This is a genomic window from Escherichia sp. AM3, assembly GCF_032029835.1.
In the GTDB taxonomy this organism is placed as follows: Bacteria; Pseudomonadota; Gammaproteobacteria; order Enterobacterales; family Enterobacteriaceae; genus Escherichia; species Escherichia coli.
Genome location: NZ_JAVUPQ010000017.1, coordinates 41,863 through 65,124, shown reverse-complemented (window position 1 = coordinate 65,124; position 23,262 = coordinate 41,863). Strand labels below are relative to the sequence as shown.

General features: G+C 50.0%; 23 protein-coding genes. 7 read left to right on the top strand and 16 right to left on the bottom strand.

The annotated features are described in order from the left end of the window. From bglF to RTW80_RS09625, 5 genes are all read left to right on the top strand, one after another. Nucleotides 1–1,860 (top strand): PTS beta-glucoside transporter subunit IIABC (bglF, locus tag RTW80_RS09645; protein ID WP_312718995.1); only part of this gene is annotated, 1,860 nt, incomplete at its 5' end. Between the two features lie 18 nt (nucleotides 1,861–1,878). Then, on the top strand, nucleotides 1,879–3,291 hold the full coding sequence (gene bglB / locus RTW80_RS09640; protein WP_000643228.1) for a 6-phospho-beta-glucosidase BglB: 1,413 nt from the start codon (nucleotides 1,879–1,881) through the stop codon (nucleotides 3,289–3,291). 68 nt (nucleotides 3,292–3,359) lie between these two features. Beyond that, nucleotides 3,360–4,976 carry a carbohydrate-specific porin BglH gene (gene bglH / locus RTW80_RS09635; protein ID WP_000489881.1) on the top strand — a complete coding sequence of 539 codons (1,617 nt, stop codon included), beginning with the start codon at nucleotides 3,360–3,362 and terminating at the stop codon, nucleotides 4,974–4,976. Nucleotides 4,977–5,002: 26 nt separating this feature from the next. Beyond that, nucleotides 5,003–6,172 (top strand): alpha/beta hydrolase, encoded by a 1,170-nt coding sequence (locus tag RTW80_RS09630; RefSeq protein WP_001358258.1) that lies wholly within the window; start codon nucleotides 5,003–5,005, stop codon nucleotides 6,170–6,172. Nucleotides 6,173–6,186: 14 nt separating this feature from the next. Continuing rightward, nucleotides 6,187–6,909 carry a glucosamine-6-phosphate deaminase gene (locus RTW80_RS09625; protein ID WP_000766900.1) on the top strand — a complete coding sequence of 241 codons (723 nt, stop codon included), beginning with the start codon at nucleotides 6,187–6,189 and terminating at the stop codon, nucleotides 6,907–6,909. A 61-nt stretch (nucleotides 6,910–6,970) separates the two neighbouring features. On the opposite strand, the gene cbrC is transcribed toward RTW80_RS09625, so the two are convergent. The 3 genes from cbrC to yieH form a co-directional block, all read right to left on the bottom strand. Further along, nucleotides 6,971–7,558: a PF03691 family colicin E2 tolerance protein CbrC gene (cbrC, locus tag RTW80_RS09620; RefSeq protein ID WP_000193070.1), complete on the bottom strand. Its 588-nt coding sequence runs from the start codon at nucleotides 7,556–7,558 to the stop codon at nucleotides 6,971–6,973. A gap of 48 nt (nucleotides 7,559–7,606) precedes the next feature. Continuing rightward, nucleotides 7,607–8,080, bottom strand: coding sequence for a protein CbrB (locus tag RTW80_RS09615; RefSeq protein WP_000116772.1), 474 nt, complete (start codon nucleotides 8,078–8,080; stop codon nucleotides 7,607–7,609). Nucleotides 8,081–8,146: 66 nt separating this feature from the next. Continuing rightward, nucleotides 8,147–8,812 carry a 6-phosphogluconate phosphatase gene (gene yieH, locus RTW80_RS09610; RefSeq protein ID WP_000078043.1) on the bottom strand — a complete coding sequence of 222 codons (666 nt, stop codon included), beginning with the start codon at nucleotides 8,810–8,812 and terminating at the stop codon, nucleotides 8,147–8,149. 165 nt (nucleotides 8,813–8,977) lie between these two features. Between yieH and adeP the strand changes: the two genes are divergently transcribed. Further along, nucleotides 8,978–10,315: an adenine permease AdeP gene (adeP, locus tag RTW80_RS09605; protein WP_000082693.1), complete on the top strand. Its 1,338-nt coding sequence runs from the start codon at nucleotides 8,978–8,980 to the stop codon at nucleotides 10,313–10,315. 53 nt (nucleotides 10,316–10,368) lie between these two features. Here adeP and yieF read toward each other — a convergent pair whose 3' ends face one another. From yieF to RTW80_RS09540, 13 genes are all read right to left on the bottom strand, one after another. Then, nucleotides 10,369–10,935, bottom strand: a complete 567-nt coding sequence (gene yieF, locus RTW80_RS09600; protein ID WP_001291268.1) for a class I chromate reductase YieF — start codon at nucleotides 10,933–10,935, stop codon at nucleotides 10,369–10,371. Nucleotides 10,936–10,956: 21 nt separating this feature from the next. After that, nucleotides 10,957–11,706 carry a 4'-phosphopantetheinyl transferase family protein gene (locus RTW80_RS09595; RefSeq protein WP_000190670.1) on the bottom strand — a complete coding sequence of 250 codons (750 nt, stop codon included), beginning with the start codon at nucleotides 11,704–11,706 and terminating at the stop codon, nucleotides 10,957–10,959. Nucleotides 11,707–11,862: 156 nt separating this feature from the next. Next, entirely contained in the window at nucleotides 11,863–12,822 is a 960-nt protein-coding gene (gene yidZ, locus RTW80_RS09590; protein WP_000748502.1) for an HTH-type transcriptional regulator YidZ, read from the bottom strand. Then, entirely contained in the window at nucleotides 12,797–13,972 is a 1,176-nt protein-coding gene (mdtL, locus tag RTW80_RS09585; RefSeq protein ID WP_000085987.1) for a multidrug efflux MFS transporter MdtL, read from the bottom strand. The genes yidZ and mdtL overlap by 26 nt, the downstream gene beginning before the upstream one ends. Before the next feature lie 132 nt (nucleotides 13,973–14,104). Then, complete coding sequence (gene tnaB / locus RTW80_RS09580) at nucleotides 14,105–15,352, bottom strand: low affinity tryptophan permease TnaB (RefSeq protein WP_000131911.1); 1,248 nt, start codon at nucleotides 15,350–15,352, stop codon at nucleotides 14,105–14,107. A gap of 90 nt (nucleotides 15,353–15,442) precedes the next feature. After that, nucleotides 15,443–16,858: a tryptophanase gene (gene tnaA / locus RTW80_RS09575; protein ID WP_001295247.1), complete on the bottom strand. Its 1,416-nt coding sequence runs from the start codon at nucleotides 16,856–16,858 to the stop codon at nucleotides 15,443–15,445. Between the two features lie 220 nt (nucleotides 16,859–17,078). Continuing rightward, a complete protein-coding gene (gene tnaC / locus RTW80_RS09570) occupies nucleotides 17,079–17,153 on the bottom strand; it encodes a tryptophanase leader peptide (RefSeq protein ID WP_001364348.1) in 75 nt (24 codons plus the stop codon). Between the two features lie 242 nt (nucleotides 17,154–17,395). Next, complete coding sequence (mnmE, locus tag RTW80_RS09565) at nucleotides 17,396–18,760, bottom strand: tRNA uridine-5-carboxymethylaminomethyl(34) synthesis GTPase MnmE (RefSeq protein WP_001282347.1); 1,365 nt, start codon at nucleotides 18,758–18,760, stop codon at nucleotides 17,396–17,398. Nucleotides 18,761–18,865: 105 nt separating this feature from the next. Beyond that, a complete protein-coding gene (gene yidC / locus RTW80_RS09560; RefSeq protein WP_000378258.1) occupies nucleotides 18,866–20,512 on the bottom strand; it encodes a membrane protein insertase YidC in 1,647 nt (548 codons plus the stop codon). Between the two features lie 2 nt (nucleotides 20,513–20,514). Further along, on the bottom strand, nucleotides 20,515–20,772 hold the full coding sequence (gene yidD, locus RTW80_RS09555; protein WP_001307474.1) for a membrane protein insertion efficiency factor YidD: 258 nt from the start codon (nucleotides 20,770–20,772) through the stop codon (nucleotides 20,515–20,517). Continuing rightward, complete coding sequence (gene rnpA, locus RTW80_RS09550; RefSeq protein WP_000239730.1) at nucleotides 20,736–21,095, bottom strand: ribonuclease P protein component; 360 nt, start codon at nucleotides 21,093–21,095, stop codon at nucleotides 20,736–20,738. Before rnpA ends, yidD begins: the two co-directional genes overlap by 37 nt. 16 nt (nucleotides 21,096–21,111) lie before the next feature. Next, on the bottom strand, nucleotides 21,112–21,252 hold the full coding sequence (gene rpmH, locus RTW80_RS09545) for a 50S ribosomal protein L34 (RefSeq protein WP_000831330.1): 141 nt from the start codon (nucleotides 21,250–21,252) through the stop codon (nucleotides 21,112–21,114). Between the two features lie 229 nt (nucleotides 21,253–21,481). Next, the gene (locus RTW80_RS09540; protein WP_120795392.1) at nucleotides 21,482–21,562 is read right to left on the bottom strand and encodes a protein YsdD; all 81 of its coding nucleotides are present in this window, start codon (nucleotides 21,560–21,562) and stop codon (nucleotides 21,482–21,484) included. Between the two features lie 296 nt (nucleotides 21,563–21,858). On the opposite strand from RTW80_RS09540, the gene dnaA reads away from it, so the two are divergent. Then, nucleotides 21,859–23,262: a chromosomal replication initiator protein DnaA gene (gene dnaA, locus RTW80_RS09535; protein WP_000059111.1), complete on the top strand. Its 1,404-nt coding sequence runs from the start codon at nucleotides 21,859–21,861 to the stop codon at nucleotides 23,260–23,262.

Sequence of the window (23,262 nt, the reverse complement as noted above, 5' to 3'; positions counted from 1 at the left end):
GCTGATAGAAACAGAAGCCACTGGAGCACCTCAAAAACACCATCATACACTAAATCAGTAAGTTGGCAGCATCACCTAAAGGATGAAAGCAAAGCGCAAGCAGAGGTACTGAAAAAGACCCCCGGTATTATTATGGTGGTGGAAAGCGGTGGCCAGTTTCAGGTGGTCATAGGTAACCATGTGGCCGATGTCTTCCTGGCGGTTAACAGTGTGGCAGGCCTTGACGAAAAAGCGCAACAGGCACCGGAAAATGATGATAAAGGTAATCTGCTAAACCGCTTTGTTTATGTTATTTCAGGTATTTTTACGCCTCTGATCGGTTTGATGGCGGCAACCGGGATCTTGAAAGGTATGCTGGCTCTGGCGCTCACTTTTCAGTGGACGACCGAACAAAGTGGTACTTATTTAATTTTATTCAGCGCCAGTGATGCCTTGTTTTGGTTCTTCCCGATAATCCTGGGATACACCGCGGGGAAACGCTTCGGCGGTAATCCATTTACTGCCATGGTGATTGGTGGAGCGTTAGTGCATCCATTAATTCTGACTGCTTTCGAGAACGGGCAAAAAGCGGATGCGCTGGGGCTGGATTTCCTGGGTATTCCGGTCACATTGTTGAATTACTCGTCATCGGTTATTCCCATTATTTTTTCTGCCTGGTTGTGCAGCATTCTGGAACGCCGACTTAATGCGTGGTTACCGTCGGCAATCAAAAATTTCTTCACACCATTGCTATGTCTGATGGTTATCACACCCGTCACCTTTCTGCTGGTGGGGCCGCTATCAACCTGGATAAGCGAACTGATTGCCGCCGGTTATCTCTGGCTTTATCAGGCGGTTCCTGCATTTGCGGGCGCGGTAATGGGCGGCTTCTGGCAAATCTTCGTCATGTTCGGACTGCACTGGGGCCTGGTGCCGCTGTGTATCAATAACTTCACCGTGCTGGGCTACGACACCATGATCCCGCTGTTAATGCCCGCCATTATGGCGCAGGTCGGGGCGGCGCTCGGCGTCTTCCTCTGCGAACGCGATGCGCAGAAAAAAGTGGTGGCGGGATCAGCGGCGTTGACGAGTCTGTTTGGTATCACCGAACCAGCGGTATATGGCGTCAACCTGCCGCGTAAGTACCCCTTTGTTATCGCCTGTATCAGTGGGGCTTTGGGGGCCACCATCATTGGCTACGCGCAAACGAAAGTCTACTCCTTTGGTTTGCCAAGTATTTTCACCTTCATGCAAACCATCCCGTCAACGGGAATTGATTTCACCGTCTGGGCCAGCGTTATTGGCGGTGTCATTGCCATCGGTTGCGCATTTGTCGGTACGGTGATGCTTCATTTCATCACCGCTAAACGTCAGCCAGCGCAGGGTGCCCCGCAAGAGAAAACACCAGAGGTTATTACACCACCTGAGCAGGGCGGTATCTGTTCACCGATGACGGGAGAGATTGTGCCGCTCATTCACGTCGCTGATACCACGTTTGCCAGTGGCCTGTTGGGTAAAGGTATTGCCATTCTGCCCTCGGTTGGTGAAGTGCGTTCTCCGGTTGCGGGTCGAATTGCTTCGTTGTTCGCCACATTACACGCCATTGGCATTGAGTCAGATGATGGTGTGGAGATCCTGATTCATGTCGGTATCGACACCGTAAAACTGGACGGCAAATTCTTTTCCGCTCACGTCAACGTGGGTGACAAGGTCAATACAGGCGATCGGCTGATTTCTTTTGATATCCCTGCTATTCGCGAGGCCGGATTTGATCTGACGACGCCGGTATTAATCAGTAATAGCGATGATTTTACGGACGTATTACCCCACGGCACGGCGCAGATAAGCGCAGGTGAACCGCTGTTATCCATCATTCGCTAACGATAAAAGGAGTTAATTATGAAAGCATTTCCAGAAACATTTCTTTGGGGTGGCGCAACAGCTGCCAATCAGGTGGAAGGTGCCTGGCAGGAAGATGGCAAAGGGATCTCGACCTCAGATTTACAGCCTCATGGCGTAATGGGAAAAATGGAACCGCGCATCCTGGGGAAAGAGAATATCAAAGATGTCGCCATCGATTTTTATCACCGTTACCCGGAAGATATCGCGTTATTTGCCGAGATGGGCTTCACCTGTCTGCGTATTTCCATTGCCTGGGCGCGAATTTTCCCTCAGGGCGACGAAGTCGAACCGAATGAAGCGGGGTTAGCGTTTTACGATCGGCTGTTTGATGAAATGGCGCAGGCGGGGATCAAGCCGCTGGTAACGTTATCCCATTACGAAATGCCATATGGGCTGGTGAAAAACTACGGCGGTTGGGCTAATCGAGCGGTCATCGATCACTTCGAGCATTACGCCCGCACGGTCTTTACTCGCTACCAACATAAAGTGGCGTTATGGCTGACGTTTAATGAAATCAACATGTCGTTACACGCGCCATTCACGGGCGTGGGGCTGGCAGAAGAGAGTGGCGAGGCGGAAGTTTATCAGGCTATCCACCATCAACTGGTTGCCAGTGCGCGGGCAGTTAAAGCCTGTCATAGCCTGCTCCCCGAAGCGAAAATCGGCAATATGCTTCTCGGTGGGCTGGTTTACCCCCTCACCTGCCAGCCACAGGATATGTTGCAGGCCATGGAAGAGAACCGGCGCTGGATGTTCTTTGGTGATGTTCAGGCGCGTGGCCAGTATCCCGGCTATATGCAGCGTTTCTTCCGCGACCACAATATCACCATTGAGATGACTGAAAGTGACGCAGAAGATTTAAAACATACCGTCGATTTCATCTCTTTTAGTTATTACATGACTGGTTGTGTTTCCCACGACGAAAGCATTAATAAAAATGCGCAGGGCAACATACTGAATATGATCCCCAATCCGCATCTGAAAAGTTCAGAGTGGGGGTGGCAAATTGATCCGGTTGGATTACGGGTTCTGTTAAATACGCTTTGGGATCGTTATCAAAAACCGTTATTTATTGTCGAGAACGGATTAGGCGCAAAAGACAGCGTTGAAGCGGATGGTTCGATACAGGACGATTATCGAATTGCCTATTTAAACGATCACCTGGTACAGGTAAATGAAGCGATTGCCGATGGTGTGGATATTATGGGGTACACCAGTTGGGGGCCAATTGATTTAGTCAGTGCATCTCATTCACAAATGTCTAAGCGCTACGGCTTTATTTATGTGGATCGTGATGATAATGGCGAAGGAAGCCTCACAAGAACACGCAAGAAAAGCTTCGGATGGTATGCAGAGGTGATCAAGACGCGGGGGCTGTCATTAAAAAAAATAACCATTAAAGCACCTTAATTATCGTCGCATTCAGAACAGTCTGGATGCGATGCGTTAATTCTTTCTTTGCACCATAAAGGGATATTATGTTTAGACGAAATCTTATTACCTCTGCCATCTTATTAATGGCACCGTTAGCCTTTTCTGCACAATCATTGGCTGAATCATTAACGGTGGAACAACGCCTTGAGTTATTAGAAAAGGCGTTAAGAGAAACGCAAAGCGAACTCAAAAAGTATAAAGATGAAGAGAAGAAAAAGTATACGCCAGCGACGGTGAATCGTAGCGTAAGTACGAATGATCAAGGGTATGCCGCCAATCCGTTCCCGACCAGTAGTGCCGCAAAACCTGATGCTGTACTGGTCAAAAATGAAGAGAAAAATGCCAGTGAGACAGGCTCGATTTATTCTTCCATGACTCTGAAAGATTTCAGTAAATTTGTGAAAGATGAAATTGGCTTTAGTTACAACGGCTATTACCGTTCTGGTTGGGGGACCGCCTCTCATGGTTCACCTAAATCATGGGCGATTGGTTCTCTGGGCCGCTTTGGTAACGAATACTCCGGCTGGTTTGATTTGCAGTTAAAACAACGTGTCTACAACGAAAACGGCAAACGGGTTGATGCCGTTGTGATGATGGATGGTAACGTTGGTCAGCAGTACTCTACCGGCTGGTTTGGCGATAACGCCGGTGGCGAGAACTATATGCAGTTCTCCGATATGTACGTTACCACCAAAGGTTTCCTGCCCTTTGCGCCAGAGGCTGATTTCTGGGTGGGTAAACACGGTGCGCCGAAAATTGAAATCCAGATGCTTGACTGGAAAACGCAGCGTACTGATGCCGCAGCGGGTGTAGGTCTGGAAAACTGGAAAGTCGGTCCGGGTAAAATTGATATCGCGCTGGTTCGCGAAGATGTCGATGATTACGATCGCAGCCTGCAAAACAAACAGCAGATTAATACCAATACCATTGATTTACGCTATAAAGATATCCCGTTATGGGATAAAGCCACCTTAATGGTAAGTGGTCGTTATGTCACGGCAAACGAAAGCGCATCGGAAAAAGATAATCAGGATAATAACGGGTATTATGACTGGAAAGATACCTGGATGTTTGGCACATCTTTAACGCAGAAATTTGATAAAGGTGGCTTCAACGAATTCTCCTTCCTGGTCGCGAATAATTCTATCGCCAGTAACTTTGGCCGTTATGCTGGCGCAAGTCCATTTACCACCTTTAATGGTCGTTATTATGGTGATCACACCGGCGGAACAGCGGTACGTCTGACTTCGCAGGGCGAAGCCTATATTGGCGATCATTTCATTGTAGCTAACGCGATTGTTTACTCCTTCGGTAACGATATATATAGCTACGAAACAGGCGCCCACTCTGATTTCGAATCTATTCGTGCGGTTGTTCGCCCGGCCTATATTTGGGACCAATATAACCAGACAGGTGTTGAACTGGGCTATTTCACCCAGCAAAACAAAGATGCGAATAGTAATAAATTTAATGAGTCTGGTTATAAAACCACGCTCTTCCATACCTTTAAAGTCAATACCAGTATGTTGACCTCGCGTCCGGAAATTCGTTTCTACGCCACGTATATCAAAGCCCTGGAAAACGAACTGGATGGCTTCACCTTTGAAGACAATAAAGACGACCAGTTTGCTGTCGGTGCCCAGGCTGAAATCTGGTGGTAATGGAACTTAATGAAAGGAATATTACGATGAATATAAAAATTGCTGCTTTAACGCTGGCTATTGCCAGCGGTATTTCTGCTCAGTGGGCCATAGCAGCGGATATGCCAGCCAGCCCGGCACCCACTATTCCGGTTAAACAGTATGTGACTCAGGTCAATGCCGATAACAGCGTGACCTTTCGCTACTTTGCCCCTGGGGCAAAAAACGTCTCCGTAGTGGTGGGTGTTCCGGTTCCGGACAATATTCACCCGATGACCAAAGACGAAGCGGGAGTCTGGTCGTGGCGCACACCTGTCCTGAAAGGCAATCTGTACGAATATTTTTTCAATGTTGATGGTGTACGCAGCATTGATACTGGCACCGCAATGACTAAGCCTCAGCGCCAGGTTAACTCCAGTATGATTCTGGTGCCAGGCAGTTATCTGGATACGCGTTCTGTTGCGCATGGTGATTTGATCGCCATAACTTACCACTCCAACGCATTGCAATCTGAACGTCAGATGTATGTCTGGACCCCGCCAGGATACACCGGCATGGGCGAGCCTTTGCCAGTGCTCTATTTCTATCACGGCTTTGGTGATACTGGACGTTCCGCTATCGATCAGGGGCGTATCCCGCAAATCATGGATAACCTGCTGGCTGAAGGGAAAATTAAACCGATGCTGGTGGTGATCCCAGATACCGAAACCGATGCGAAGGGCATTATTCCCGAAGATTTCGTGCCTCAGGAAAGACGTAAAGTCTTTTATCCGCTGAATGCTAAAGCGGCAGATCGCGAACTGATGAACGATATTATCCCGCTGATTAGCAAGCGTTTTAACGTCCGTAAAGATGCCGATGGTCGCGCACTGGCAGGGCTTTCACAAGGTGGGTATCAGGCGCTGGTATCGGGAATGAATCATCTGGAAAGCTTTGGCTGGCTGGCCACATTCAGTGGTGTTACCACGACAACCGTACCGGATGAAGGTGTCGCGGCCCGGCTGAACGATCCGGCAGCTATTAACCAGCAACTACGTAATTTTACTGTGGTCGTTGGTGATAAAGATGTCGTAACCGGCAAGGATATCGCCGGGCTGAAAACTGAGCTTGAGCAGAAAAAAATTAAGTTTGATTACCAGGAATATCCCGGCCTGAACCATGAAATGGATGTCTGGCGGCCTGCCTATGCAGCCTTCGTACAGAAATTATTTAAATAAAATAAGGCACTAAGATGAAATTAATCATTACCGAAGATTACCAGGAAATGAGCCGTGTCGCGGCACACCATCTGCTTGGTTATATGTCGAAGACGCGTCGTGTTAACCTGGCAATTACCGCCGGTAGCACGCCCAAAGGCATGTATGAATACCTCACCACCCTGGTTAAAGGTAAGCCCTGGTACGATAACTGCTATTTCTATAATTTCGATGAAATTCCCTTTCGCGGCAAAGAGGGAGAAGGTGTAACGATTACCAATCTGCGTAATCTGTTTTTCACCCCTGCGGGGATCAAAGAAGAGAATATCCAGAAGCTCACTATTGATAACTACCGCGAGCATGATCAGAAACTGGCGCGTGAAGGCGGCCTGGATTTGGTGGTGCTGGGATTAGGTGCAGATGGTCATTTTTGTGGCAATTTGCCGAATACGACCCATTTCCATGAGCAAACCGTGGAGTTCCCGATCCAGGGAGAGATGGTTGATATTGTGGCGCATGGTGAGTTGGGCGGCGACTTTTCGTTAGTGCCTGACAGCTACGTGACGATGGGGCCGAAAAGCATCATGGCGGCGAAAAACTTGCTGATAATTGTCAGTGGCGCAGGTAAAGCGCAGGCACTGAAAAATGTTCTGCAAGGTCCGGTTACCGAAGATGTTCCAGCTTCCGTGTTGCAGCTGCATCCTTCGCTGATGGTAATCGCTGATAAAGCCGCTGCCGCAGAATTAGCGCTCGGTTAAGCTGAAGAAATAAGGCCGGATGTATGAATTACGCTCCGGCCTGTTCTCATTATTTAAATAACTACGAAAAATCACCCCACAGTCTCAGCTTGCCGCAGTGGAGACAGCGGAAGAGATAACCCTGACAATCACCACCCTTTTGCAGGCATTTAGCTAGATCAGAATTTCTAATACCGAAATTCTCACAATCTTCTTCAAGGTTGGCAAATTCATCGAGGCGATCTTTTATATCATTCCAGCCCACATAGCCGATAAAAGCACAGAAATCGCCACAATGCGCAAGCCAGAATTCCTGTTGCCATCCATGATAACCTGGCGTGCGTTCAACCAACTCTTTCAGCATTTCATCAGGATATGTGTTCTTAATACCGGCAAATTCGTCCTCTTCATCATACTCAAATTCAACACCTTCTATGCTGGCATCATCCTGAAAACTACCTGCAAACTTTTCAGCAGCAGAACCGTCCGCAATACACCACGGACAGAGATGTTCAACTTCATCAACGCAATAAAAGGGACCCGAGTAATAAACTGACGTCTGTTGTTCACAGCAATCGCACTCTACGGTTTTATCCTGTTCAAATGCGCCTGTTTCCAGTGGCTTGGGATGATATTTGAATTGGGGTAACGGCCTGATATTTTGAGTCATAGTAACATCCTGTCTGCTTTTGAGTAGCCCAAAGATAAAGTATCCCGCTTAACTTAAAGAGTCTGTTTCAGGACATGAAATATCCAATCCGGGCAGACGGGTAATGATTCTGCTCATCACCACACCTGCCAGCAATGCAGGAATGATGCGGACAACGAGACTGTCACCAGAAAGAATGTTTTCAAACAACTCCGAGGAAGCCATGCCCTTAATATGTACAATAACTGCACAATAGATCTCGGTGATAACGACGCCACCTATGCCACCAGCCAGACAACGATAATTTTTCTGTGACCCGATCTTTTCCGGCAGACAGGCGACCATCACGCCGGTTAACAATGCAGGAATAGCTCCCGTAGTAATCGACAATAAGAGAAACAATGGAAGTACCTGTATTATTACCAAAAGAACCAGCGGTTCTTTTGCGAAGAATATGTAGAGGACAAGAAACAGAACACCAATTAACGGTCCTAAAACCGCAAAATAAAGTCCGTGATGTATTACCCGACGTGAAACAGACATATCAAACACCCTTAACTTACCTTTGAGCGCCAATTTAAGCGGGGTAAGTGAAGGGAGTGTGAAGAACTATGCCGTAATATCCCAACCACGCGCTTTCCACAGTTCCGGTAACTGCGAAAGATGGGTAAAGGTGGTGACTTTCGGGTGAACGATCGGCTTATTGTGCGGGTCGGCGCAGAAGTAGAACACTTCCATACCTGCGTCGATACCAGATTGCGCACCGGCAACTGAGTCATCAACCAGAATGCAGTTTTCTACATTTACATTCATCGCTTTTGCCGCATGGAACATTAACGCCGGGTCTGGCTTCCAGCGCTGAATATCGTAGCCGCTGAACAGTTTATCCGGGAAGTAGTGCAACATATTCAGCTTGCCCATAGAATGCTGCATTTTGTTATTTGGGCCGTTAGATACCACACACATTGGCGCAGTGATCGCTGACAGGAGCGCTCCAGCCCCTTCGATGGCTTCCAGTTCTGAATCGAACAGCCGAGCGACTTCTGCACGGTAAACGTGTTCAGCTTCTGTTTTCGCTAACGTAACACCATGTTCAAGGGAAACAATATCGATAATTTCGTACAGTTTTACACCCTTGAAACGTTTGAATACCTCTTCAGGATCGAGCGTAATACCAAATTCCTGAAACATCGTTACATATGCGCGAGAGCAAATGACCTCGCTATCGACCAGCGTACCGTCGCAGTCGAAAAATACCGCTTCTATCTGGGACATGTCTTTCCTTTATCGTTAGTTTAACGTTTTCGTCATGCCAATTCGCATGACGCAATCGTTGCCGTATAAGCAAATACAATGAAAAAAGTTATCTTCAGCCGTCCATATTGTCTCATTTTGGTATACGATAGCGACGGATTTTCCCTCCTTGTTCGGAAATAGATAATGAGTCAACAACACACAACCCAGGCTTCTGGCCAGGGGATGCTGGAACGCGTGTTTAAACTGCGCGAACATGGCACGACGGCACGGACCGAAGTGATCGCCGGTTTTACCACCTTCCTGACGATGGTTTACATCGTTTTTGTTAACCCGCAAATTCTTGGCGTTGCTGGCATGGATACCAGCGCCGTCTTCGTCACTACCTGTCTGATCGCTGCATTCGGCAGTATTATGATGGGACTGTTTGCTAACCTGCCAGTTGCACTGGCACCCGCTATGGGCCTGAATGCGTTCTTCGCTTTTGTCGTTGTACAGGCGATGGGCTTGCCGTGGCAGGTCGGGATGGGCGCAATCTTCTGGGGCGCGATAGGTCTGCTGTTACTGACGATTTTCCGCGTTCGCTACTGGATGATAGCCAACATTCCGGTGAGTCTGCGTGTGGGTATTACCAGCGGTATCGGTCTGTTCATTGGCATGATGGGGCTGAAAAACGCAGGTGTGATTGTCGCTAACCCGGAAACGCTGGTGAGCATCGGTAATCTGACTTCTCACAGCGTACTTCTGGGTATCCTCGGCTTCTTCATCATTGCTATTCTGGCCTCGCGCAACATTCACGCAGCGGTGCTGGTTTCTATCGTGGTGACGACGCTGCTGGGCTGGATGCTGGGTGATGTGCACTACAATGGCATCGTTTCTGCGCCGCCGAGCGTAATGACAGTTGTGGGTCATGTAGATTTAGCCGGGTCGTTTAACCTCGGGCTGGCAGGGGTGATTTTCTCTTTCATGTTGGTCAACTTGTTTGACTCCTCCGGTACGCTGATTGGCGTGACCGATAAAGCAGGTCTGGCGGATGAGAAGGGGAAATTCCCGCGCATGAAGCAGGCGCTGTATGTCGACAGTATCTCTTCCGTGACCGGTTCGTTTATCGGTACTTCTTCCGTTACGGCTTATATTGAGTCCTCTTCCGGCGTATCGGTTGGCGGTCGTACCGGTCTGACGGCAGTGGTTGTTGGTCTGCTGTTCCTGCTGGTTATCTTTCTGTCGCCGCTGGCGGGAATGGTGCCAGGCTACGCTGCAGCTGGCGCGTTGATCTACGTTGGCGTGTTGATGACCTCAAGTCTTGCTCGCGTGAACTGGCAGGATCTTACTGAATCTGTTCCGGCGTTTATTACCGCCGTGATGATGCCGTTCAGCTTTTCGATTACCGAAGGTATTGCGCTGGGCTTTATCTCCTACTGCGTGATGAAGATTGGTACCGGGCGTCTGCGTGACCTTAGCCCGTGCGTAATCATCGTTGCGCTGCTGTTTATCCTGAAGATTGTATTTATCGACGCTCATTAAAATCGATAGCGCATTAAAAACCCGCCATGCATGATTACTGGCGGGTTTTTTATTTAGATCTTAACTCGCTGAATAAACTCACCAAATGCGGTCAATTGCCCGGTCAGGTGGTCCAGCGTACCCTGATCAATCACTTCTCCGGTTTGCGGATCAACTTTGTTCTGAATCACGCCGCCCATAAATTCCGGCTTGTTCATCACCATTGCATCGAGGAAAACCAGAATCTGGCGCAGGTGATACTGACAGCGCGCGCCGCCAATCACGCCCATTGAGCTGGTCTGAATCAACACCGGTTTACCCGCCAGCGGTTGATCCGGCAGGCGGGAAAGCCAGTCGATGGCATTTTTCAGCCCACCCGGTACCGAGTAGTTATATTCCGGCGTGACGATCACCACACCGTCAGCCTGACGGATCTGTTCCGCCAGAGCTTCAACCGTTGCTGGAAAACCTTCTTCCTGCTGTACGTCAGCGTCATACAGGGGAATGTCGGCAATGGAAGGTAACGCATTGACTTCCATGCTCGCCGGAGCAATTTTCGGCAGGGTACGTGCAACCATGCCATTAAATGAGCCTTTGCGCAGGCTCCCCAGTAACGTAACCACCTGCAATTTTTCAGACATAATGACTCCTGTGGTTGTCTATCAATTTGGCGAAAAAGACTTCACGGTAGAGAGCTGGGCAAAACGCATCATCCGGCTGGTAGGATTGTTGGCGCGGCTGTGAATATCCGGCAGGCTTTTCCAGCTGTGTTTGCCATCTAACTCCCAGACACTGAGCTTTTCAATCGCGGGCGTGACCGCCACGGACCACACTAGCACGTCCTCCGCGTCGCATAACGCTTCTACATGATTTACATGAGCACATTTCAGGCGTCCGGCAATGGGCAGCAGCTGCAGATCGCGCGGATCGTCATTCAAAACATCACCGGTTAGTTTTAGCACGCTTCGGCGCAGCGTGATGAGCTGCGCCCGCGCTTCGTTAGGATCGTTTTGTTTACTGATCCATAGCGATTCATTGCTGGAAAAGGTGTGGTTATCGGGCGCGTGTGGGCTATGAAACCCGCGCGTCGCACGCTGTAGTTCCATATCGAGGCCACATTCACCTTCGGTTGTTAACGCCACGCCAACCATATTCCCGGCATAGGAAATAGAAAACGAAGGCAAATTTTTATCACTGAAAACCGGTTTACCTTTCGGCAGGGTGACGATTTCCGGCAATTCGCCAATGCCATACAGCATGAACATCAGTTCTGCGAGTAAACCTCTGGACGCCAGAAAACGGCTTTGACGATGAGGGGGAATGTTTCGGGCTTCTTGATGACACTGGGAGGGGAGACGAACAGAAATCAGATGTCCTTCCGTTAAAATCCCTCGGGCAAAGTGAGTCGCCATTTTTCGCTCCATGCTTAATGGTCCATTATGAATATAAGAGTAATCATTTACTGGAATGATGGACAGACTAAAGCGGCTAAAAGTTCGATTCAGACAAGCTTATTACAACTTTTTTACATTTTATTGTGAAATTGGGTCGCGTTTCATACGATTCGGTTATGCCATCGACGCGTAAAGGTTTTTAATGGTTTCCCGTAACCAGACGATCTTCGGATTATGGCTGTTCCGTTTATGCCACAGCAGGGTAAAAGGAACTTCCAGCTTTTTTTGCTGGCTTTCGTCAAACGGGAGAGGAAGAGCAACCAACGGCAGTTGATGGAGTTGATTGTAGTACTGACAGTAGCGCGGCGCGGTCGCCAGTAGCAGATTGTCGGGTTGCGCTGCCATAAACAGTGACTGCTCAAATTCCGGCAGGCTCATAGCAATCGTGCGTTCGCGCCCCAGCTCCTGTAACACATTGTCCAGCGCCCAGGTGTCGCTCTGTTCCCAGCAAATGCTGATATGCGGATAACGTAAAAAGGTGTCCAGATTCCACGTTTCATGCAGTGCCGGATGATCTTTGCGTAACCAGACGCAGGGTACATCACTAAACAGCACTTCATAATCAATGGCTAACGGTAGCGAGCTTAACAGCTCCCGCGAGCGAGGATGGCTTTCGCGACCGGAAAAACCAATATCCACTTCACCACGAGTAATGGCATCTAAGGAATCGTAATCCCAGTTACGTAGTTTGATGGTCGCCTGCGGGTAACGTTGGTAGATCCGTTTCGACAGCGCATTAAGCATGATCATCATCAGCGGCGATTCCGCCGCCAACTCAAACTTCAGGCCGCGCGGTGTCTGGTGGTGCGGTTTATCCAGCAGCAGATTGCTCATTTGCATCCATTCCGCCAGATTTTGCTCCATGCTGACCATTAGCGGTGTGGGCGACAGGCCCAGCGGTGAGTTCACAAAGAGCGGGTCGTCAAACCACGCTCTTAACTTTGCCAGCGACTTACTCACCGCTGAAGGGGTCACGTTCATCCGCTTCGCCGCTTTGGTCACGCTGCGCTCCTGCATCAGCAGTTGCAGACAGAGCAGCAGATTGAGATCAAGCGTGGTGATGGATTTCTTCATGAGCGGCAACGGGGCGTCCAGGCGCGACGAACATAATCAGCAACAGGCTCACTATGCTACAGGCAATCAGAATCCCGATCAGCATATTCCATGCGCCGATACCAACCACCGCTGCCAGCCAAATCCACAGTGACGAACCGCAAACCTGCGCAATACCTAAGGTCGAGCTGGCTACGCCCGCGCGTAATGAAAATGGTCCTAACGCCTGACTCATCGCTACGCCAAAACCTACCGAGAAACCGGCGCAAATCAGCGTGATACCAAACAGAGAAACCGCATGGGAAGGTGAAACGGCAAGGGTGATCCCCGCTGCAAGGAATAACACCTGCGAGGTGATCATCAACGTACGTGGCTTAAAAATTCCCAGCGCAAATGGCGTGGAGAATGAAACGGTCATGCTGACGCCAGCGGTCAACGCCATAATGGTGGCGTATTCTCCGCGCTCAAAACCCATGATTTCCATCAGCAATACCGGCGATGTATTGACGAAAGTGAGGATCACCGAAACGCTGAGGGTGGTGATAACAACACGGCTGAGGAAAAACCGATTAAGCAGCGACTCGCTATTTTCTCGTGGTTTGTCCGAAGCAGCGGGGGACGCTGGGCGCGTTTCTTTTAAAATAAACAAAGACAACATCAGTACCGCGATGCCCATCATTGCCATCGCCCAGAACAGACTCTGCCACGGGAATTTAAGCATAATCAGATGTCCGAGCACTGGCGCTAACACCGGAATGATGCAGGTAATACCGTTGAGTAATGACAGCACTTTAGCCCGACGTCGATCATCCAGCGTGTCGCGCAAAATGGCGAACGCCACTACGTAACAACAGCCTGCGCCCAACCCCTGTAGAAATCGGCCTGCAAGAAATAACGTGCTGGTTTCAGCCAGTGAACAGAACACCGAGGCAATAATAAATAGCGCCGCGCCGGGTATGGCGACCGGCTTTCTCCCTGAACGATCGGCCACTTTACCGGCAAATAACATCGCAGCTGCCATCCCCGCCAGATATACGGAGAACGCAATATGCAACTGCGCTTCGCTGGCATTGAGATCGGCGGCGATGCGCGGTAAACCAACGAGGTACATATCAATCCCGGCGGGATAAAGTAAAACCAGGGCAAAACTACAAATTAAAAAGCGGGACATGGGCTAAAGCGTCCTGATAGTAAGGTGACGCAAAGCATACGTGGTGAAGGAGAATCAGGCGAGTTGCCATTTGGACAAAAGAGATTTCCTGACAGGCAAGAAGCCAGCGAAATGGCTGGCTTCTTGAAGGGATCAGCCAAATTTAGGTAACACGTTAAAGACGTTACCGAACCAGCATAAAATTACGGTTATACCAAAGAGAATGACAATCGCCGGAATAAGATTGCCGCCCCAGACCGTGAACATCTGATTGGGAAACTTCTTGCGAGCTTTGATTGCAAGCACTGCGGGAATAATGACCGCCCAGATGGTGGCGCACAGCCCGGCACCGCCGATCCCGTAAATAAAGCCGTTCGGGAAGATCAGATACAACAACGCAGGTGGCAGGAAGGTTAACAGCACGGTTTTGAAACGCCCGCCGTGGGAGTTATCAATCTTAAACAGGTCCGCCAGATAATCGAACAACCCCAGCGTGACACCAAAGAACGAACTGGCAACAGCTAAGTTAGAGAACACCAGCAGGCAAAACTCGATAATGCCGTGCTGTTTGGTGCCGAGGAACGATTTCACCAGCGAATCAACGTTGCCGCCTGAGGAGATTATCGCCTTAAAGCTTTCGCGCGGAATATTCCCCATCGTGCAATAGAGCCAGAAGAGATAAATCACCAGCGCCAGCAGCGAACCAAATACCACGCTTTTGATTAACTTATCTTTGCGTTTTCCATAGCAAATAATCAGGCTGGGAATATTGCCGTGGAAACCAAATGACGCCAGACACACCGGCAAAGCCATAAAGATATACGGGAAGTAAGACGTTCCCGCAGTGGTGCTGGTGGCATCGCGCAGGATGGAGTAATCGACCTGGAAGAAGAAAGAACCAAACACGATCACAAAGGAGATAATCTTCAGCCCGAGGAACAATGAGGTAATGCGACTGGCGGCTAACGAACTTATCCACAATACGCTGGCAACGAAAATGGCTGTGCAGATCCCGACAATACGTGGATTAGCGTGATAGCCCAAATTCATTGATATCGTTTCACTAATGATCGCACCATTAGCAGAGATATAGGCATAAGTGAGGATATAGAGAACGAAGGCAACGGTAATACCGCTGATAATGTTCCAGGTGTTACCGATTAAATCTTTGGTGATGGTGTTAAAACTGGAGCCGACAGGATAATTTAAATTTGCTTCTAATAACAATAACCCGGAATGAAGCATTGAAAACCAGGCAATGATAAGGATAAAGGCACCCCAGAAAAACCAGGCACCGGCAAGATCAACAGGTAAAGCAAACATACCTCCACCAATTACTGTACCTGCTATAACCATAACACCCCAAAATGCAGAGTGCTTTTTTTCAGCTTGATCAGTCATGATGCCACCTTTAGAGGAAGGCTATTTTTGTTATTGAGGATGTAGGGTAAGAGAGTGGCTAACATCCTTATAGCCACTCTGTAGTATTAATTAAACTTCTTTCAGTTTTGCGGTGAAGTGACGCAATACTTTTGGTTCGTAGGTAAAGGTTAATCCTTTAATATTCGCCGCGTTCTCTTTCACATGTTTAAAGGCTTCAATAATGAAGTCCATATGTGTTTGAGTATATGTTGCGCGCGGAATGGTTAAACGCAGCAGTTCAGCCGGGCATGGCAGTTGTTTACCGGTTTTCGGATCGCGGCCTAACAGGAAAGAGCCAATTTCTACCGCACGGATACCGGCGACTTTATACAGCTCGCACGCCAGCGCCTGTGCCGGGAACTGGTCTGCCGGGATATGCGGCAGCAGTTTACCGGCATCAACGAATGCCGCGTGACCGCCCGCCTGCTGGCAGACAACGCCAATCTCTTCCAGACCATCGACCAGATACTGTACCTGCGCGATACGATAAGCCAGCCAGTCGAGATTCATGCCGTCATACAGACCTACCGCCAGACGCTCCATCGCGCCGCCTTCCAGGCCGCCATATGTCGGGAAGCCTTCCTGCACCACGCAAAGGGTTCTGCACTCGGTGTACACATCAAAGAAGCTGTCGTCTTTCATGCACAGCAAGCCGCCCATCGGCACCATCGCATCTTTCTTGGCGGACATCGCCAGCATATCGGCATATTTGTAGGTTTCGCGGGTGATCTGCTCGATGGTCCAGTCTTTGTATTCTGCTTCACGCTGCTTGATGAAATAGGCGTTTTCAGCAAAGCGTGCGGAGTCCATTACCACCGGAATATCGTATTTCTTCGCGATGCTGTACATCGCTTTTAAGTTTGCCAGTGAAACCGGCTGACCACCTGCAGAGTTACTGGTGATGGTTGCAACGATATACGGCACGTTATTCGGGCCAACTTCTTCAATACCGCGTTCTAATCCTTCGAGGTCAAAGTTACCTTTAAAGTCGTAACGCACGCCAGTATCGAAGGCTTCTTTGATATAGACGTTACGCACGGTACAGCCGTTAATCTGGCTATGGCCCTGCGTGGTATCAAAGAAATAGTTAGAGAACGCCACCATTTTGCTGCGATCCAGGCCTTTTTCCTGCTCGCGTTTTTTAATCAGTACCGGAATATAGATTTGTTCTGCACCACGGCCCTGGTGAGTTGGAATAGTGTATTGATAACCAAAGATATTTTTTACTGACTCGGCTAACGCATAGTAGCTGCGGCTGCCGCTGTAAGCTTCGTCGCCGCGCATCATCGCGGCCTGCATACTCTGCGTCACCGCCCCGGTGCCGCTGTCGGTCAGTAAATCGATAAACACATCTTCGCTATCCAGCAGGAACGGGTTCATACCGGATTTAATAATTGCCTCTTCACGATAAGCGCGAGTGGTACGTTTTACTGGCTCAATAACACGAATGCGGAACGGTTCAGGGAGATGTTTAAAGTTTTCCATTACATAATCCTTCATTTATTTTAATTACAGTGATCCCTGTGAATATTACATCTGCTATACCGATTAATTCGCCAGATATATATGCAAGCACCATCATTTACTAAAACAAGTAAATAAACGAGAGATGGCCTTTGCAAAAGGCAAAATTAAGATATAGCAAACAAATAGATCACATTGAATCTAATCGGTTTGGCTCTGGTGATGGCTACAGAAGGGCAAATCAAGGGCGGTGATCGACAATCTTGTTGTCAATATTGAACCATTTTGAGGTCACACATATATGTAAGATGTTCATAATGCACTTATCCTCGAAAGACACGAGGCTACATTATTACACTCAGAGTTTTTGTCTATTCTGAAATTGTTTAAATGTGAATCGAATCACAATCGTTCGGGGAGCAATATTAAATGCTTTTTTTAAAGATTATAAATTACGTAAGAATTTTAATGTTTAAAAAAAGGGTTGAGGAATAACAGGAGTGGTAACAATGAAGCGAAGCCGCATCTGACAGTCAGAATGCGGCTTCGTAAGCGCGGTTACTTACCAATACAGAAGCTGGAGAAAATCCGCCCCAGCAGGTCGTCTGAAGTAAATTCCCCGGTGATTTCGCTTAAGTTCTGCTGTGCCAGACGCAACTCTTCCGCCAGCAGTTCACCTGCCCAGGCTCCCAACAGTTGCGCTTTGCCCTGTTGTAGATGTTCCGCTGCCTGTTCCAGCGCCTGTAGGTGGCGACGACGCGCCAGGAAGCCGCCTTCCATGTTGGTGTCAAAGCCCATGCTCTGTTTGAGATGGTTACGCAGCACCTCCACGCCTTCACCTGTCCTTGCCGAGAGACGAATTAACGCGTGACCGTTCACTTCACTCATTCCCAGCGTTTCGCCGGTGATATCGGCTTTATTGCGCACCACGGTGATCGGCAGTTTCGCTGGCAGACGGGCGATAAATTCCGGCCAGATCTCTGCCGGATCCACGGCGTCTGTTGTGGTGCCATCGACCATAAACAGCACGCGGTCGGCCTGTTCAATTTCCTGCCACGCGCGCTCGATACCAATACGTTCCACTTCGTCACTGGCTTCACGTAGCCCAGCGGTATCGATGATATGCAGCGGCATTCCGTCAATGTGGATATGCTCACGCAGCACGTCACGTGTGGTTCCGGCGATATCAGTTACGATTGCTGCTTCACGGCCCGCCAGCGCGTTTAACAGGCTCGATTTACCGGCGTTAGGACGTCCGGCAATCACCACCTTCATCCCTTCGCGCAACAAACTACCCTGACGTGCTTCAGCACGCACTGCATCGAGATCGGCAATCACGTCATTAAGCTGGGCTTCAATTTTTCCGTCGGAGAGGAAATCGATCTCTTCATCGGGGAAATCAATTGCCGCTTCGACGTAAATGCGCAAGTGGGTGAGGGCTTCTACCAGATGATTAACCCGTGCGGAGAATGCGCCTTGCAGCGAGTTAAGTGCCGAACGGGCCGCCTGTTCCGAACTGGCGTCGATAAGATCGGCAATCGCCTCGGCCTGGGCTAAGTCAAGTTTATCGTTAAGAAACGCGCGTTCGGAAAACTCACCAGGGCGAGCAATCCGCAGGCCGGGAATGGTCAGAATGCGTTTTAACAGCAGGTCGAGGATCACCGGACCGCCATGACCTTGCAGTTCCAGCACATCTTCGCCGGTGAACGAGTTCGGGCCAGGGAACCATAGCGCAATCCCCTGATCGAGCACGCTGCCGTCGGCGTCTTTAAACGGAAGATAATCGGCGTAGCGCGGCTTAGGCAGTTTACCCAGCACGGTTTCGGCAACTTCACGGGCTTTGAAGCCGGAGATGCGCAGGATGCCAACGCCGCCACGTCCCGGAGGCGTGGCCTGGGCTACGATAGTGTCATTATCGCTCATGATGTTCCTGTTGCTTTGTGTGGCGGATGCGCGGTGCTTATCCGCCCTACGAAAAGAAAAAAGGCGGTCAACTGACCGCCCTTATTTTAGCGAAAACTCACCGAATCAGGATTTTTTCTTCTCGCGGCTATGCAGGCCACGTTTTTCCAGACCACGGTAAATCAGCTGCTGCTGAATAATGGTTACCAGGTTGCTGACGATATAGTACAGCACCAGACCTGACGGGAACCACAGGAAGAACACGGTGAAGATGACCGGCATAAAGGTCATGATCTTCTGCTGCATCGGGTCGGTCACAGTGGTCGGCGACATCTTCTGAATGAAGAACATCGTTACGCCCATCAGGATCGGCAGGATGTAGTACGGGTCCTGTGCCGACAGGTCGTGGATCCACAGTGCAAACGGTGCCTGACGCAGTTCAACGGAACCCATCAGCATGTAGTACAACGCCAGGAAGATTGGCATCTGGATCAGCAGCGGGAAGCAGCCGCCCAGCGGGTTAACCTTCTCAGCTTTGTACAGCGCCATCATTTCCTGGCTGATACGCTGTTTGTCATCGCCCAGACGCTCACGCATTGCCTGAATCTTCGGCTGCAGCATACGCATCTTCGCCATGGAGGTGTACTGCGCTTTGGTCAGCGGGTACATGATGCCACGAACGATAAAGGTGATGATGATAATGGAGAAGCCCCAGTTACCCACAAAGCTATGGATCCATTTCAGCAGTTTGAACAGCGGCTGAGAGATGAACCACAACCAACCGTAATCAACGGTCAGATCCAGGTGCGGAGCAACAGCTGCCATTTTGTCCTGGATTTCCGGGCCAACCCACAGGGTGCTGTTCATCGCGCCAGTCTGACCAGGCTGAACCAGTACCGGCTGAGATTTATAGCCGATAGCGGCGATGCCGTTACCCAGATTAGCGGTATAGAAGTTGTTGGTACCGTCGTTATGCGGGATCCACGCCGTCGCGAAATACTGTTGCAGCATTGCCACCCAACCACCTTTCGAAGAGATGTTCAGGTTTTCGTTATCGGCAATGGTATCGAACTTGTATTTCTCGTACTTCTCGTCAGGCGTGGAGTACGCCGCGCCGCGGAAGGTGTGCAGTGCGAAGTTGCTGCTTCCGGTATCGAGATGCGGTGGCAGAGTGATGGATTGCTTCAACTGACCAAAGGTGGAGATTTCCAGCGGTTTCTCGCCAGCGTTCTGCACGTTGTAGTTGACGTTGACAGCGTAATCACCACGTTTCAGGACAAACGTTTTGGTAAACGTGTTGCCTGCCGCGTCGGTATACGTCATCGGCACCTGCAGTTCGTTTTGACCTTCAGCCAGCACATAAGCGTCTTTTTCAACGTTATACAGCGGACGCGGGCCGTTAGCCGGGTTATCCGGGCCATCACGACCGGTCAGACCGCTCTGTGCCTGATAAATAAACTGCGGTGAAGTTTCCAGCAGCTGGAACGGCTGGGTAGAGTTCAGCTCTTTCGGGTAAGCAGGCAGCAGAGCTTGCTCAACATCACCACCACGGGTGTTGATGGTCAGATCAAGCACGTCGGTCTTAACCGAGATCAGTTTCCCCTGGCCACTGGCCGGTACGCCCTGGTCGGCGGCGCTACCCGCTGCGGTGGTCGTTGTCTGCGTGGTCTGTTGGGCCTGAGGTTGCGGGTTTTTATCCTGCTCCCAGGCTTGCCAGATCATGAAAGACACGAACAGCAAAGCGATGACTAAAAGATTGCGTTGCGAATCCATCGTTAGTGTTCTCTGGTATCAAATGGTCCGGGCGGGACGGGATCGTCACCACCAGGGTGTAAAGGGTGGCATTTTAATACGCGTTTCACCGTCAACCAACTGCCTTTTATCACTCCAAACCTGCGCAATGCCTCAATTCCGTAGCTTGAACAGGTTGGAGTGAAACGACAATGCGGCCCGAGTAGCGGACTAATCAGGCGTTGATAGACCCGAATGAGGGCTATCAGGACCCGCGAGCCAGGCGACAGTGGCGGCGCCATAATTTTTCCAACGCTTCCGAGAGAGCACGGTTATCGAGGTCGGCAACCCCTTTTTTCGCCACCACCACGAAATCCATAGCCGGGAGTTCATGTTGGCGCAGACGGAAGCTTTCACGCGTCAGACGTTTAATCCGATTGCGTTCATGGGCGCGTCGAACGTTTTTCTTGGCGACTGTAAGACCGATACGGGGATGCCCCAGCGAATTCAGGCGGCCGAGAATGGTAATTTGCGGCGTGCCAGCCCGTTGTGGCTGCTGGAAGACGAATGTGAATTGACTGGGAGTTAACAAGCGTAACTCCCTGGGAAATGCGAGCTTAACCACTCAGGGGTTAGCTTTATTACTTAGAAACGGTCAGACGAGCGCGGCCTTTAGCACGACGACGTGCCAGAACCTGACGACCATTTTTAGTAGCCATACGAGCACGGAAGCCGTGAGAACGGTTGCGCTTCAGTACAGACGGTTGAAAAGTGCGTTTCATGGCGATTTCTACCTAAACTTGAATAAATTCAATGGCTTTATTGGATATCCGCCGAAAAATGAAACGATGGACACCGAAGCCATGGGTGATTAAAGAGGCCGGATTGTAATAATTGTACACTCCGGAGTCAATTCTCTTTCCTTATTTACCGCGCTTTTCCGCACCTTTTCGCAGGGAAAATGTACGACCTCACACCAGTGGAAACCAGCATAGCGCGCCGGGTGGAGGATTATACGGGCTGATGGGTAAAGCGCAAGGATCGTCCTGGATCTTTATTAGATCGATTAAGCCAATTTTTGTCTATGGTCATTAAATTTTCCAATATGCGGCGTAAATCGTGCCCGCCTCGCGGCAGGATCGTTTACACTTAGCGAGTTCTGGAAAGTCCTGTGGATAAATCGGGAAAATCTGTGAGAAACAGAAGATCTCTTGCGCAGTTTAGGCTATGATCCGCGGTCCCGATCGTTTTGCAGGATCTTGATCGGGCATATAACCGCAGACAGCGGTTCGTGCGTCACCCTCAAGCAGGGTCTTTTCGACGTACGTCAACAATCATGAATGTTTCAGCCTTAGTCATTATCGACTTTTGTTCGAGTGGAGTCCGCCGTGTCACTTTCGCTTTGGCAGCAGTGTCTTGCCCGATTGCAGGATGAGTTACCAGCCACAGAATTCAGTATGTGGATACGCCCATTGCAGGCGGAACTGAGCGATAACACGCTGGCCCTGTACGCGCCAAACCGTTTTGTCCTCGATTGGGTACGGGACAAGTACCTTAATAATATCAATGGACTGCTAACCAGTTTCTGCGGAGCGGATGCCCCACAGCTGCGTTTTGAAGTCGGCACCAAACCGGTGACGCAAACGCCACAAGCGGCAGTGACGAGCAACGTCGCGGCCCCTGCACAGGTGGCGCAAACGCAGCCGCAACGTGCTGCGCCTTCTACGCGCTCAGGTTGGGATAACGTCCCGGCCCCGGCAGAACCGACCTATCGTTCTAACGTAAACGTCAAACACACGTTTGATAACTTCGTTGAAGGTAAATCTAACCAACTGGCGCGCGCGGCGGCTCGCCAGGTGGCGGATAACCCTGGCGGTGCCTATAACCCGTTGTTCCTTTATGGCGGCACGGGTCTGGGTAAAACTCACCTGCTGCATGCGGTGGGTAACGGCATTATGGCGCGCAAGCCGAATGCCAAAGTGGTTTATATGCACTCCGAGCGCTTTGTTCAGGACATGGTTAAAGCCCTGCAAAACAACGCGATCGAAGAGTTTAAACGCTACTACCGTTCCGTAGATGCACTGCTGATCGACGATATTCAGTTTTTTGCTAATAAAGAACGATCTCAGGAAGAGTTTTTCCACACCTTCAACGCCCTGCTGGAAGGTAATCAACAGATCATTCTCACCTCGGATCGCTATCCGAAAGAGATCAACGGCGTTGAGGATCGTTTGAAATCCCGCTTCGGTTGGGGACTGACTGTGGCGATCGAACCGCCAGAGCTGGAAACCCGTGTGGCGATCCTGATGAAAAAGGCCGACGAAAACGACATTCGTTTGCCGGGCGAAGTGGCGTTCTTTATCGCCAAGCGTCTACGATCTAACGTACGTGAGCTGGAAGGGGCGCTGAACCGCGTCATTGCCAATGCCAACTTTACCGGACGGGCGATCACCATCGACTTCGTGCGTGAGGCGCTGCGCGACTTGCTGGCATTGCAGGAAAAACTGGTCACCATCGACAATATTCAGAAGACGGTGGCGGAGTACTACAAGATCAAAGTCGCGGATCTCCTTTCCAAGCGTCGATCCCGCTCGGTGGCGCGTCCGCGCCAGATGGCGATGGCGCTGGCGAAAGAGCTGACTAACCACAGTCTGCCGGAGATTGGCGATGCGTTTGGTGGTCGTGACCACACGACGGTGCTTCATGCCTGCCGTAAGATCGAGCAGTTGCGTGAAGAGAGCCACGATATCAAAGAAGATTTTTCAAATTTAATCAGAACATTGTCATCGTAA

What these genes read in the sequence shown, in the direction of transcription:
- mnmE (WP_001282347.1), bottom strand. Translation starts at nt 18,760, where the DNA reads ATGAGCGATAATGACACTATCGTAGCCCAGGCCACGCCTCCGGGACGT.
- yidD (WP_001307474.1), bottom strand. Translation starts at nt 20,772, where the DNA reads ATGGCGCCGCCACTGTCGCCTGGCTCGCGGGTCCTGATAGCCCTCATT.
- rpmH (WP_000831330.1), bottom strand. Translation starts at nt 21,252, where the DNA reads ATGAAACGCACTTTTCAACCGTCTGTACTGAAGCGCAACCGTTCTCAC.
- yidC (WP_000378258.1), bottom strand. Translation starts at nt 20,512, where the DNA reads ATGGATTCGCAACGCAATCTTTTAGTCATCGCTTTGCTGTTCGTGTCT.
- RTW80_RS09625 (WP_000766900.1), top strand. Translation starts at nt 6,187, where the DNA reads ATGAAATTAATCATTACCGAAGATTACCAGGAAATGAGCCGTGTCGCG.
- RTW80_RS09615 (WP_000116772.1), bottom strand. Translation starts at nt 8,080, where the DNA reads ATGTCTGTTTCACGTCGGGTAATACATCACGGACTTTATTTTGCGGTT.
- mdtL (WP_000085987.1), bottom strand. Translation starts at nt 13,972, where the DNA reads ATGTCCCGCTTTTTAATTTGTAGTTTTGCCCTGGTTTTACTTTATCCC.
- tnaA (WP_001295247.1), bottom strand. Translation starts at nt 16,858, where the DNA reads ATGGAAAACTTTAAACATCTCCCTGAACCGTTCCGCATTCGTGTTATT.
- tnaB (WP_000131911.1), bottom strand. Translation starts at nt 15,352, where the DNA reads ATGACTGATCAAGCTGAAAAAAAGCACTCTGCATTTTGGGGTGTTATG.
- yieF (WP_001291268.1), bottom strand. Translation starts at nt 10,935, where the DNA reads ATGTCTGAAAAATTGCAGGTGGTTACGTTACTGGGGAGCCTGCGCAAA.
- RTW80_RS09540 (WP_120795392.1), bottom strand. Translation starts at nt 21,562, where the DNA reads ATGACCATAGACAAAAATTGGCTTAATCGATCTAATAAAGATCCAGGA.
- RTW80_RS09595 (WP_000190670.1), bottom strand. Translation starts at nt 11,706, where the DNA reads ATGGCGACTCACTTTGCCCGAGGGATTTTAACGGAAGGACATCTGATT.
- bglB (WP_000643228.1), top strand. Translation starts at nt 1,879, where the DNA reads ATGAAAGCATTTCCAGAAACATTTCTTTGGGGTGGCGCAACAGCTGCC.
- RTW80_RS09630 (WP_001358258.1), top strand. Translation starts at nt 5,003, where the DNA reads ATGAATATAAAAATTGCTGCTTTAACGCTGGCTATTGCCAGCGGTATT.
- adeP (WP_000082693.1), top strand. Translation starts at nt 8,978, where the DNA reads ATGAGTCAACAACACACAACCCAGGCTTCTGGCCAGGGGATGCTGGAA.
- cbrC (WP_000193070.1), bottom strand. Translation starts at nt 7,558, where the DNA reads ATGACTCAAAATATCAGGCCGTTACCCCAATTCAAATATCATCCCAAG.
- yidZ (WP_000748502.1), bottom strand. Translation starts at nt 12,822, where the DNA reads ATGAAGAAATCCATCACCACGCTTGATCTCAATCTGCTGCTCTGTCTG.
- yieH (WP_000078043.1), bottom strand. Translation starts at nt 8,812, where the DNA reads ATGTCCCAGATAGAAGCGGTATTTTTCGACTGCGACGGTACGCTGGTC.
- bglH (WP_000489881.1), top strand. Translation starts at nt 3,360, where the DNA reads ATGTTTAGACGAAATCTTATTACCTCTGCCATCTTATTAATGGCACCG.